Here is a 12582-nt window from a genome sequence, read left to right as displayed (position 1 = left end):
TTCCAGGCGTAAAAACGGGCAAGCCCTGATCAGGGGGCTTGCCCGTTTTTACGCGCTACCCGCGCATGGTTCATCGCGTGATTGACGGCGCCGCGCCAGCAGTGGCACGCGCCGAACCAGTCGGCGGGTGCCACTCGGCGGCCTATTTGCGGGACGCCGAGGCGCTGACTATCTCCTGGTCATACATTCTGAAGAGATCGGTGAGGTCGGCCGTCCCGGCGTGGGCGTAAGCCTCGAGCATCGACTGGACGTCGGTCGGTTCCTGGGGAAGGCCCAGCTCATCCATCGCGTCGTACCAGTGCTGAAGCCGGGCCTGATAATCGGCGATGATCTGCTCAGGGTCATCGACGGCATCCGGTGCTTGTGCGGGCAGAGCATTAACCCACGCCTGGCGATGCTTATCAGCGATAGCGAGAAGTTCCTGGTTCGGATTTGACGCTGTCACTCCGCTGCCTCCGTCGCCCAACATTACCTCAAGTGCATCGGCGCCGCGCTTCAAGTACTGTTCGGTGCTGACTTCGAAGAAAGTGGAGGTGGCCTCCTGCATGATCTGCTGAATCTCCGGGTCCAAGCTGTCCCAAAAGTCTTTGTTCCACGCCCACGTGGTGGACGACACCTGGGGCAGCGTGACAGGGACAAAGTGCTTCGCGACTTCATCCCATCCATTTGCAGGATAGGCATCTACTGCCGCAATCGCACAATCCACCACCCCGCGCTGGAGGGCCTCGTAAAGCTCGGTGAATGGCATGCTGACTCCGGTCATGCCTAGCTGCTCGACGGCAGCGGTCCAGACTTCACCGCTCGAACGCGCTGACAGCCCCTGCGCGTCCGCGACCGAGGACACCTCCTTGGTGCACAACAGGTGGTATGGGAGCGAACTCGTCACGATGAGAGGGGTAAGCCCCTGGGCCTCATACTCGGCCCGAGCGGCAGTGTCACCCAGCACTTGCTCATAAGCCACGGCGCCGCTGGCGACCACAGCCCGAGTCGGATCGCTACTGACAGCTGCGCCCATACCGGACAGCCACGTATTGACCGGCAACTGCTCGGCATAGTAGTTGGGAAGGAACCACCCGAGGTCTGCCACGCCGCTCTGCAGACCGGTGAGCATATCCGTCGCACCAAGCAGTGAGGCCGACCAATAGTTCTCAAACTGAACGCGTCCACCCGATTTCTCGGTGACCTCTTCTTGCCAGGCTGTCACGGCTAGCCCAAAAACGTCGTTCGCGGAAGGACCGAGGGCGGCGTAGCGGACGGTGATCTGGTCTTCAGGGGCTTCATCCTCCCCTGGATCAGATGCACAGGCCGTAAGGCCAGCCAGCAGGATAAGCATTGATGCAACGGCAGTGATGCGTTTGGTTTTCAATGGGGTTACCACCATGTGATCGGAAATACGGGGTCTAATGCGGGGGTGCCAGTGTAGCAAGATTCGGATAACGACCGCTAGCTTAGAGCGAGACTCTTCCGGTTGCCCATGGAATGGCGAGCGGGACGCGCACCTCCAGATCATCAAATGGCGTCGCAGCGGCGTACACCTCTCCGAAGAGTTCTTCCGCACCCTCGACCAGACGGCTCGCCAGCGTGATGGCGACTACTTTGTCATCTGACCGCACCTCTGTCGCTCGCAATTCCATCAAGTCCCAGACTCCCGCTTGGGAGCTGGTCAGGAGGGCCCCCCTGCCCGACTCGATGCGTAGCTCAAGCTCACCGATCCTCAGTTGGATTGCGCCCAGATGTCCAACGAATCGAACGCCGCCGTGGAATCTTATGGTGCCGTCGAGCACATCCGGATCTACACCCGTGCTCGACGCGACGGGGAAGTAAAACCTACCATCTGGAAGTGAACCTGCGCCGCCATCGGTGGTGCAACTCCCATGTGCAATCCGCTCAACGTATCGCCGGAAGCTTGATCGAACGCCCCAGGCAAGACCTGTCGCAACTTCAGATCGCACAGGCTCCCCTAGGGACTCGGAGATTCCCAGCTCAACCGGCCGGGGAGTCATCTTCTATCAACTTGAGCGCATTCACGGGGCAGCCGCTCACTGCGCTCCGGACCGACTCAAGTTCGCTCTCCGAGATCGATTGGGTCTCATCGACCTCGAGATCTCCATCATCGTTCAGAAAGAATACGTCTGGCGCGTGCCCCTCGCAGATGCCTAGGCTGACGCACTTGTCACGGTCAACGACGATCTTCATTGATTGCCTTTCTGAAGGCGGCCACAGCGGCGCTGCGTGTGGCATCTCGGGCCGCGCTAGTTTGCTCGGAACTTTGATTCCGGAGCGGCGACCATAAAATGGTCTAACAGTGATTAGCCTGCAGTTCGAATAGGGAATGGTCTAACAGTGATTAGCCTGCAGTTCGAATAGGGAAAAGTCAAGGTGCTGACATGCGGTCGCCGTACCGGCTGCACAAGGGTTCTATTTGCCCATAGGAAAGACAAGGCACCGCACGCTCTCTTATGGTAGCGTCGCGGCTAACGGCTGGTAGAGGTACCATCCCAGACCTACTAATCTTTCGCGATGATGCGAACCCTGGAGGAACGATGACGAGCACCCATTTCACAGCCTCGGATGTCCGGCGAAGTGATCCGTTTCGACCTGCGGAACAATACGAGACCTGGCGGGAGGAGGGGCCGCTAAGGCGCGTCACTTTGCCGAGCGGTGTCGATAGTTGGCTGGTGCTCAGAAACAAGGAAGCCCTCGAAGTCCTCGCACAATCAGAGCGGCTTTCCTCAGATCCCCACAACCCCGGCTATCCGCACCTGCGGAAGGGGCCGCCATCCGGCAATGCGCAAACGCAACTTCTCCGCATGGACCCGCCCCTGCATTCGAGGTTCCGCAAGATATTCGCACCGTTCTTCTCCCCAAAGCGTGTGGAGCAGTGGAAGCCGGAATTGCGGCGGATTGTGGATGAAACTATCGACGACTTTCTGAATCAAGGCTCACCCGCCGACTTCCACGAGAATCTGGCCTTGGTTGTAGCTTCCAAGGCGATCTGCATGCTGTTGGGAGTCGACTACGCCCTCCACACTGACTTCGAACGTCTGACCAATGTCACCGCGTCGTCCCACGCCACCGCGGAAGAGCGTGCGGCCACCGTCAAAGAGATGGGGCAGTTGATATCGGCTCTGATAGCGGAGCAGCGTGTAACCTCCCGAGAGGGAGTTGTCGCCAAGATGGTGGGCCTAATCGATTCGGGAGAGATCACGCATGAGGCCGCCGTTGGGAACACGTTCCTTATGCTGGCCGCCGGGCACGAGACCTCGGCCCACACAATGTCGCTCGGCACAATTCAGATGATCCAACGCCCAGAGCTTCGTGAGGCAGTTGCCAATGACCCCACCAAGCTGCCTGTCCTCGTCGAGGAGATGGTTCGGGTGCAATCAATCACCGATATGGTAATCGGCCGCGCCGTTAAGGAGCGAATAGAGGTAGCCGACACCGTGATTGAGGCTGGAGAGGGAGTGATATTTGTCGGCTCAAGCGTGAACCAAGACCCGCGTGCCTTCACAAACTCTACCGAGATCGATTTGAACCGCGAGAGTTCCGGACATATCGGATTTGGCGGAGGGATCCATTCATGCTTGGGTCAGTCACTCGCGCGTGCGGAACTGACAGCGGTCTTCAGCGTTCTCTTCGAGCGGATTCCAACACTCCGGCTCACCGACGATCAGGAGATTGAATACAAGCATGACCCGTTCGCCTTCGGGGTACATCGGCTGCCTTTGGCCTGGTGACACCGGCAACGGCGGCGTTCAGAACAGTTCAGTTCGATTAAGGGAGCTTTAAGATGTCACGTAATGCGCTTGTCACCGGTGCAGGGCAGGGAATCGGCTACGGGATTGCCAAACGGCTAACGGCCGATGGATTCCACGTGTACACGACGGACTACAACGAGCAACTCGCTGAGGATGCGGCCCAGAAACTCGGCGGAACCCCCCTCAGGCTCGATGTGGCCGACCCGGATTCGGTCGCGGCCGCTTCTGCAAAGGTCGGCGAATTGAGCGTGCTCGTCAACAGCGCCGGCGTCTTCCCGCAATCGCCGCTCCTCGATATCTCGGTCGAGGAGTTCGATCGCGTCTTCGCAATTAATGTGCGGGGCAATCTGCTGTGCATGCAGGCGTTCCACCCGCAGCTCACTGCCAGCGGAAACGGTGCCATCGTGAACATCACGTCGACAACGGGGCTCTCTCCGGCGGTCGGCCTCAGCGCGTATGCGACATCAAAGGCCGCGGCTACCATGCTCATCCGGCAAGCCGCAATCGAGTTCGCGCCGGACGGAATCCGGGTGAACGGAGTCGCTCCCGGAAGCGTGCAGACCGAGGGGACAAATCGCGCTATCGCCGAAGGCGAGGAGCCGCGGAAAGTGCCATTTATCCCGCTGGGGCGCCTCGGTGGCCCCGACGACATCGCGCGCATGGTCAGCTTCCTTGCGTCCGATGAAGCAAGTTACGTCACCGGTCAGAACATCGTCGTCGATGGTGGGTTCCTCAACCTCACGTACCCTCTATACCAGCACTTGACCGCGCCCAAGTAGAGACGCGTCTCCGCCGAAGCAGTGTGGGACGTGGGCGGATCCCGACATGTTCGCCCTACAAACTCGTCGGCCGGTGCACCGTGAACCGTATCGGCTGAACCGCAGCCGGACGCACTCGTGGTGGCGCGATCGGAGCGGGCTCGCGAGGCGATCGACAGCCTCGTGCACCACCGCCGCGTGAGCTACGCGGACATTTCACGTGAGGCAAGCACGAACTCTTCCCTGGCATCTTGATGTGAGGCAAGCCGACCAGTTGCGTCGCCTAGCTAATCGCCGTTAGACTCTCGCGCAGAACAGACGAATGAACCACAGCTATGCTGAAATTTCGTGGTTTCCTCGCGTTCTTCGGCCACGCAGCAGCGATCCGACCCATGTTAAACAATGGAGTCTGAATGATGAGAACACGCATGGGCGTCCGCGCTATCGATTGTGGCTCAAGGTTTGCTAGAGATTGCTAAGAACCTTCTGCTCGTCGAAATGTCACCAACCAACGGCTACATGTCGGTGAATGAGGACGTGTGGGCCGATCTTCCATTGGGGGCGCAACAGATCCTCTTTGACGCTAGTACTCAGGCGACGGTGGCATATCAGCGCGCGACCTTGCAATCGTACGGCAAACTGAGTGACCAGGCCGAACGGATGGGTGTGACCTTCTCGCCGACAAATGACATCGATCCGATTCTTGCGCAGAGTATTGAAGCCCGGGCGGATGAGTTTTTGGCAGCGCCGCCTGCTTCTGTTCAGGATCCGAAGCAGTTCATCGAAGACTTTGAGATCCTACAAAAAAATTGGCGGTCGCTCTGGGACGAACACGTCGGTGTACAGCACGTTAATAAGACCAACGCCCAAAGTTAGGTAGATGCCTACGCCGAGGGACGGACGTCATTGATTGGGATGCTTTCAAAACTGCACTTGTCGAGTTCAGAGCTCCTCTGCGCCCGTAGACCGAGCTGAGCGTCAAGTTGCTTCGCCCTAACGCCGAACGTGACGTCATGCTTAGCAGCACTTGGTTAGGTTGGTCCGGCGCGTTGATGTGATGTCTCAGGACATCGGTATAGCCCGATGAACCGGCCCGAGTTTTGTAGGGACTGTTTTCCGAGGAGGATGACAGTATGCCCAAGCAGTACCCCAAAGAACTCAAGGACCGTGCGGTCCGTCTGGTGCTTGATCACCGAGATGACTATGAGTCCACTGCAGAAGCGATCCGAGTGATTGCCGGACGGCTGAATATCGGCCGCGAATCGCTGCGCAGATGGGTAGTTCAGGTCGAGGTGGATTCCGGGTCGCAACCCGGGCTATGGCACCCGCAGAGCCGCCTTGAAACTTGTCGGCCGCAGGAGATCCTCGTCGATCGACCGACACCGCACGTAAGTCTTGACGCTGTTGTCGGCGAGCATCGACGAGGATCCCCTTTCAGGCACTTACGCCAGAACGAACTCCGGCAGTGGCGGGTCGTCCGAACGAGCGACCTCTGTCGTCAACAGGATGCGACAGCCGGGGCAAGCATATTGGCGGAAGACGCCTACATCGTCAATGAATTGTGACGGGTCCTTCACCAGTGGAATTGCTGTGACGGGAGCCTCATGGACTAGTAGACCGAACTTGAAATTGTCCGCATGACCAACGAGCACTTCGCCGCAAGAGCAGGCCAGGACCCGCACTCCACCTGAATCCTTGGAGACGATGTGCGGATGCACACGTCGCTCCGGCTCTCCAGTTGCCGCGAGCGACTCAGCAACATTTGTATCCGCCCAACGTGAACGCACGTGTTCCCACGTGCCGCGGTCTTCAAGAGTCGCGGTCCGCGCAGCCTGGGTGGCCTCGACATCGACGCTTCCGTCATCCGCGATTACCACTGCGTAAATGCGGGCGGCTACTTCCCTTGAGACCCACCCTTCATGGACATCGGCGGCGACCAGTTCGGGGTCTCGAGATACCGGGTCGCCGAAGCCACCGCCGCCTAGAACGCGCCCGACAACAATGTCATCAGCTGCGACCATAAACCCGGAGGTCTTATTCCCCAAGATGACTTCCGAATTGGCGTGGATCATCGAGTCGTCAGACGGGACAATTCCGGCTTTGAAGGAATCAGCTACATTGGTCCCCTGGAGCACGCGCAGCTCCATCGTTCCAGACGGATAGCCGCCAAAAATGCCTGGGGCTGAGTGCGTTGTCGTTATCTGTCCTGCGCCGGCAGTGATCACCCCAAGCGTCGCCGCCCCGTAACCGGTGACCGCGAAGGACAAACCGCCTCCAGCACGGAACTCCCCCGCGCCACCGCTGTCCGGCAGCTGACGTCGATACAAATAAACGATGGGGTGGAACAGTTCCTGTTCCTCGGTGCTCGGGTACTTCGACAGCGGTGAAGAAGTAACTCCACTGTGATGGATCCCATCGGCAACACCTCGTGCCCCAGTCCCCATGGCCAACGTGTCCATTATGGGGGAACCGAACGGCTCCCCCATGTCGTCCGCACCAAACAAGACCCACGCAGCGCCAGGTATTGACGAAGCTTGCACGTCGCCCTCAAGGCCCGGCACGCTGAACAGCATCCTTCCGACCGTCTCATACGCCAGATTTGTCATCATCATCTGCTGCATCGAGCCAGCGCTCACTGCAGACGGCCAGTTGACGCAGGTGACTGTTCCTGGTTCTACGTCCCAATCAATCTGCCGCAGGGCCCCACCCGCAGCGTATAGCTGGTCGTACAACATAGCTAGCGTGATCCCGCCTGTCACCGTTCCGGTGAAGGCGGCATAGGTCATGCCATTGGGACCGACAACCTGTGGGTCACTTCCGCGATTATCGATACGGAGACGGTCGCCTATCTTGTGCAAGTTGAGCTGCAACCGTTGACTCGCACGATCACCCGGGATTCGCTCATCCATGTAGGCGACTCGCGTCCAGGTGCCGTCCGGGATGCGGCGTAGTTTTTCCCGGAATGCCTGCTGCGAAACGTCCAAGATCTTGTCGCACGTCCCACGAACTGCATCCGCACCATAGGTTTCGCACGCGCGGAGAATTTCGTCGTGCGCGAACCGAACGCCGGCGATTTGCGCACGCAGGTCAAGCGCTAATAGATCTGGCTGACGTGACTGGCGCAAGAACACGCGTTCTATATCGGTCCGCATCTTACCTCGCTCAACGATCTTCATAGGCGTGAACATCGTCGGGTCATGAAAGACATCCGGAGCGTCGGGCGGAAAACCACCTGGCGCTGTTCCACCGAGGTCGACTTGATGGGCTGCATTCGTAACCCACGCAATGAGCGCACCTTCGATGAAGATTGGCATCGCGTACAGGACATCAGGCTGGTGAACCGCCCCGATCCACGGGTCGTTACACATGAAGATGTCGCCCTCGTTGATTCCAGGCTCATCACTGAAGTGCTCCATTAGGTACCGTACCGCGAGGGGTGCCCCTGAACTCAGGTGCTGGAAGTACGGGGCATTCATCACGACTTCGCCCTCGGCCGTGAGGATAGACATATTAAAGTCGAGGATCTGGAAAATGGGCGAGCCCGATACACGCTGGAGAGTTTCACCGTGTGCGGTGTTTGTGATCCACAATCTGTGGCGGATCACCTCATAAGTGATCGGATCAAGGTCTTTGTCTGCAACCTGATAGAACTCGAGTTTCGATGAAACGTTCGATGCCCAGTCAGGTCCCGGACGGTAAGCCCGGACTAGCCCATCCCATGGCAGCTCGTCGGCTACGACGGTGTCCAAAAGAGTCATTTTCCTTGCTCCTTCTGATCGATGCTCACGACGATCGAGTTCGTCGAATCCACTGTCGCCGTCTGGCCGGGTCGAATGACTGCAGTTGTGACTGCGTATTCGAGGATCGCTGGTCCTTGAACGGTCATACCGCGCACAAATTCATTACCGAGATAGGTCGGCGTAGTCACGCGGTCCATTCCCTGCTCATACCAAATGATTTCGCGTTCCCCCGAGCGTGGCGGTAGCCCCGAAGCAACCTCCCCCGCAGCTGCTAGGCCCAGTTGGCGTTCGGCTGAACGAGCCTCCACAATCACTGTTTTGATCGTGAAACCTGCCTTGGCATATCCGGCGCCCTCGCCGTAGACACGGTCATACTCGCGCTCGAATTCCAGCATGAGCAACTCGGAATCCGAGTCAGTCAATTCACCAAGCGGTGCGGGGATTCGAACTTCAGTAACCTGTTGGCTGTAGCGCATTTCAACGAAGCGCTCGAAGGTGATGTCGCTCTCTTTGATACCTTGTGCTAGAGCCCGGTTACGCGCTTGATCCTCTAGTTGACGGAACAATCCGTACAGCTCGGTCATGTCGAACGGTGAAACGAGCAGCGCACTCGCCTCTTCGATAACAAGGTGTTCCGATGCGGCAATTCCGAGAGCCGAGAACCCTGATGCGAGGTCACCCATTGGGATAACGACCTTTGACATGCCGAGTTGGGCCGCAAATGCCGTCGCGTGCACCGGACCATTTCCGCCATAAGCGTACATTGCGAAGTTCCGGGCATCGTGCCCTTGGTGAACACTCAGCAGACGAATCTGGTCAGCCATGTGGCTGTCGATGATTCGAACTGCTGCCGCAGCCGTTTCTTCAGCCGATAGCCCCAGCGGTTCACCCGCCTTCGCGAGCGCGGTCCGCGCAGCTTCGAGATCGAGCTTCATCCCGCCTTCGAGGAAGTAGTCCGGGTTGATATAGCCCAGGATGAGGCCAGCGTCAGTGACTGTCGCTTGCGTTCCTCCGCGTCCAAAAGCGGCGGGTCCGGGCCGGGCGCCCGCACTTTGAGGCCCGACCTTGATGGTCCCCGAAAGTTTGTCGTAGCGAATTATCGATCCGCCTCCCGCGCCAACAGACCGCACGTCGAGGGTGGGCACGAAGTACTCGAACTGCCCATGTCGGCTCGTCGACCGCTTAGATGCGGTGCCCGAAGTGAGCACCCCCACATCGAGGGTGGTCCCCCCCATGTCCGCCGTGATGACGTTCTCCACCGAGGCATCTGATTCCCGCGCGTACCGAGCCGCCAACACCTGCGAGCCAACAACTCCCGCAACGGGCCCGGACCCGATTGTAAGAATCGGGCGACGCTGAGCCACTGCGGCGTCTACAAGCCCACCTGAACATGTCATAATCCCGACATCACGCGTGTAACCTTCGGCAGCAAGGGCCGTCCGCAGGTCAGTCAGGTACTTGCGCATCGCAGGACCAATGAGCGAATTGACGACAGCAGCAACAGTTCGTTCGTACTCGCCGACTCGGTTCACCATCTCTGAAGCGAGGGAAACGAACGCGTTTGGGGCCATCTCCTCAATGATTTTGCCGATGCGGCGTTCGTGAGCATCATTCTTGATAGACCAGAGCAGAGACACCGCGAAGACTTCGATGCCATCGTCCAGCAATTCACGCACAACCTTGCGAACCTGATTGTCATCCAGCTGCACGAGTACCGTGCCGTCCCGGGTCACTCGTTCGTCGACCTCCCTGACGAGGTCACGAGGAACCAGGGGTTCGGGCTTCGAATGTGCGGCCACATGCGCGATGTACTCCGGAGCCTGCGAAGCAAGTCGCCCTCCCGCCCGCATAACGTACAACGGCTCGGTGTGACCTGCCGACGTAATGAGCGCAACCCTCGCAGTTCGCCCCTCGACGAGTGCGTTGGTGCCGACCGTGCAGCCGTGCACGACGCTGTCTGCGCTGGAAAGGAACTCCCCTAAGGACACTCCGTTCTGTTGCGCCACCACCTCCAACGCGCCAATGAACCCTCGGTCGAAGTCCGGTGGGGTGGACGGCGATTTTCCGATGGTCACCGTGCCGCGATCGCTAACAGAGATGCAGTCGGTGAACGTTCCACCTATATCGACACCTACAACATGGCCCATTTCAATTCCTTCCAGAAACGATACGCTGTCCTGTTCAGCCTGATATATCGCGGAATCTATGATTATGTGCAAAAAGTCCACCTGCTAAAGAACCCTCACCATCGAGGGCAAACTGCGTGGACAATTCTTCGTTACCACGTTTGGCGAACAGCGGTTACCACACTGTAGGGGTAGCCCATGACTGCGTCAACACCTCGACGTGCCTCAGTTTCTTTGAGCGCGTGGGTGTAGTCGGTGCCGCACAGACTTTGAGCGCGACGCTTGTTGGCGCTGTTGACGTCGCCGGCTGGCTCCAGGAACGGGATACCGCCCAGACTAGGTCCCGGCCTTGCAAGAAGAATGATCAGGCGACCGTCGAGTCGAAGAACAATCACGTGGTCCGCAAGCACGCGTTCTACTGGCGTTACGACACGCGTGATGAGCTCACCCCTGACGAGCAAGCCGACCTCGTCCAGGCACGAATCTCGGGGGTGAATGCGGCCGATCTGACCCGCATAATCAATCAGATTCAGCTCCGACGGATCGAGCTCTCCCAAGCCAAAACTGGGGCCATGATCACGAGTCGGCACCTTCACAGGGCATCCTTGGAAGCGTCGATTCGTCGACTCCAAACAACCAAATGAACCGCAAGCCTCGCGCTCACAATAAGTGAGGCACCGCATCATTCTTCGCGCTCACTCTTAGGTGAGGCACCTCGTACCTTGACCAGATTCGCGAGAAGTGCCCGCCAAGCGTTCGCGGTACCATGCCCGCGAGCGTCTGACGGCCCGGGTACGGGATGTGAGTTGTGGATACAGACACTGGCGGAGATCATGCCGGCGAAGCCCGCTACCGCCCGCCGTCAGTGCCGGGCTGCTGACGATGACTCCAGTGTCAATAAACCACACGCTCAGGCAACGAGGCGAACCGTCGATCACCCAATTCACGGCGCTCCCAACGGTGCCTCGACAAAACCCGCCCTGACGGCGCTTAGAAAAGCGAATACTCAGTCACCCTCGCATCGGTGAAAGACGAAGAACTCCGGTGTGGGTATGTGACATACCGCTCCGGACTTCTCCGCCTACTTCATCTGCTCACACAAAGTAGCGTCGTAGGGACCGATTAGTTTTGCGTCTCGGCAATTCGGGAGCGTACCGCTTCCGTCCACTCAGTCCAATCGATCAGGTCGCCGCCGCGCTTGATGGTCTCCAGCATGTCTCCCCCGGATGTCGGCACGCCGAGTTCTTCGGTCGTGTGGGCCTGCCAATACGCAGCGTTCTCCTTGACTTCATTCAGCACAGCGGCCGGGTCTTGGATCGCAGACGGCGCGCTGTTCTCAAGCGATGGCTGATCCGCCCACCAGTCGGCGATCACCTGGTTGAACCCCGTGGCGTCCACGAACTCACCACCGGCAGCCTCGATTCCGGCAGGAATCGCAGCATACTCGTCGAGCGTAGCCTGGTGGTAGTTGGCAACGTGCTCAAGGCGATGGTCCAACAGCGCCTGCTGCACCTCGAGTGAGAACTGGGACCACGTATCCGTGGAGATAACCCAACTGGTCGTCGCTACTGCGGTAGTGGGGATGGCGACATACGGAGCCAGCTCCACCAAATCTTCGGCGAAAAGTACCCCGTTGACAGCGCACTCAAGAACACCGCGCTGTAGGGCCTCATATTGTTCGAGCGGCGGCAGGAAGAGCGGGGCCATGCCCAGCGCTTCGTACTCGCTCTGCTGGAGTGCGTTCCCGCCACGCACCTTGCGCCCGGCCAAATCGTCGACAGTCTCGAACGGCTCAACACACGTCAACATGGACGGACCGATAAAAGTCGACAACAACGGCATGAAACCATTAGCGGCCGCCTCCTCGAGCAGAGGCTCGGAGGCGGTGTACTGAGCGAGGTACATCGCCCCCTCCACCAATGACGGTGTTGGGATAGTTGAACGAGAGTGTCGCTTCCTGAATGGCGCGGTCGAGCCAGTTCGCCACGACAAGTTGGTCAGGGCGATACCCATTAGCCAGCGGCACCATATCCGCAAAACCCGACGACACCGTGGTTATTTCTTCCCGTGCCGCGCTCAAGGCACCCGCCTCGTAGATGTCGAAAGTGATCTTCCCCTCACTAAGCTCGGTGACCGATGCCGCCCATTGCGTCACGTAGTCGTGGGCACTCATTCCTGGCCCTGCGCATGCAGGCGACGA

At 58.9% G+C, this 12582-nt stretch carries 11 protein-coding genes; 3 read left to right on the top strand and 8 right to left on the bottom strand.

Annotated features, from left to right (window positions below):
- Positions 1–142: 142 nt before the first annotated feature.
- The 3 genes from AC5RWX_RS01075 to AC5RWX_RS01065 all read right to left on the bottom strand — a co-directional run bounded on the left by AC5RWX_RS01075 (position 143) and on the right by AC5RWX_RS01065 (position 2196).
- Entirely contained in the window at positions 143–1366 is a 1224-nt protein-coding gene (locus AC5RWX_RS01075; protein WP_494096870.1) for a C4-dicarboxylate TRAP transporter substrate-binding protein, read from the bottom strand.
- Between the two features lie 82 nt (positions 1367–1448).
- A complete protein-coding gene (locus AC5RWX_RS01070) occupies positions 1449–2003 on the bottom strand; it encodes an HtaA domain-containing protein (protein ID WP_493939847.1) in 555 nt (184 codons plus the stop codon).
- Entirely contained in the window at positions 1984–2196 is a 213-nt protein-coding gene (locus AC5RWX_RS01065) for a ferredoxin (RefSeq protein ID WP_493939846.1), read from the bottom strand. Before AC5RWX_RS01065 ends, AC5RWX_RS01070 begins: the two co-directional genes overlap by 20 nt.
- Positions 2197–2543: 347 nt before the next feature.
- Between AC5RWX_RS01065 and AC5RWX_RS01060 the strand changes: the two genes are divergently transcribed.
- The 3 genes from AC5RWX_RS01060 to AC5RWX_RS01050 all read left to right on the top strand — a co-directional run bounded on the left by AC5RWX_RS01060 (position 2544) and on the right by AC5RWX_RS01050 (position 5392).
- Positions 2544–3737, top strand: a complete 1194-nt coding sequence (locus AC5RWX_RS01060) for a cytochrome P450 (RefSeq protein WP_493939845.1) — start codon at positions 2544–2546, stop codon at positions 3735–3737.
- 53 nt (positions 3738–3790) lie between these two features.
- Positions 3791–4537, top strand: coding sequence for an SDR family NAD(P)-dependent oxidoreductase (locus tag AC5RWX_RS01055; protein WP_493939844.1), 747 nt, complete (start codon positions 3791–3793; stop codon positions 4535–4537).
- 477 nt (positions 4538–5014) lie between these two features.
- On the top strand, positions 5015–5392 hold the full coding sequence (locus AC5RWX_RS01050) for a hypothetical protein (RefSeq protein WP_493939843.1): 378 nt from the start codon (positions 5015–5017) through the stop codon (positions 5390–5392).
- A 566-nt stretch (positions 5393–5958) separates the two neighbouring features.
- Here AC5RWX_RS01050 and AC5RWX_RS01045 read toward each other — a convergent pair.
- The 5 genes from AC5RWX_RS01045 to AC5RWX_RS01025 all read right to left on the bottom strand — a co-directional run bounded on the left by AC5RWX_RS01045 (position 5959) and on the right by AC5RWX_RS01025 (position 12555).
- On the bottom strand, positions 5959–8274 hold the full coding sequence (locus AC5RWX_RS01045) for a hydantoinase B/oxoprolinase family protein (protein WP_493939842.1): 2316 nt from the start codon (positions 8272–8274) through the stop codon (positions 5959–5961).
- Entirely contained in the window at positions 8271–10403 is a 2133-nt protein-coding gene (locus AC5RWX_RS01040; protein WP_493939840.1) for a hydantoinase/oxoprolinase family protein, read from the bottom strand. Before AC5RWX_RS01040 ends, AC5RWX_RS01045 begins: the two co-directional genes overlap by 4 nt.
- Positions 10404–10534: 131 nt before the next feature.
- Positions 10535–10978, bottom strand: a complete 444-nt coding sequence (locus AC5RWX_RS01035; protein ID WP_493939839.1) for a hypothetical protein — start codon at positions 10976–10978, stop codon at positions 10535–10537.
- Between the two features lie 526 nt (positions 10979–11504).
- Positions 11505–12287, bottom strand: coding sequence for a type 2 periplasmic-binding domain-containing protein (locus AC5RWX_RS01030; RefSeq protein ID WP_493939838.1), 783 nt, complete (start codon positions 12285–12287; stop codon positions 11505–11507).
- Positions 12232–12555 (bottom strand): hypothetical protein, encoded by a 324-nt coding sequence (locus AC5RWX_RS01025; protein ID WP_493939836.1) that lies wholly within the window; start codon positions 12553–12555, stop codon positions 12232–12234. Before AC5RWX_RS01025 ends, AC5RWX_RS01030 begins: the two co-directional genes overlap by 56 nt.
- Between the last annotated feature and the right edge of the window lie 27 nt (positions 12556–12582).

The organism is Arthrobacter sp. SPT-J7, from assembly GCF_059089965.1.
Note: the sequence above shows the minus strand (reverse complement) of the source record. Positions and strands in the feature narration are given on the sequence as shown.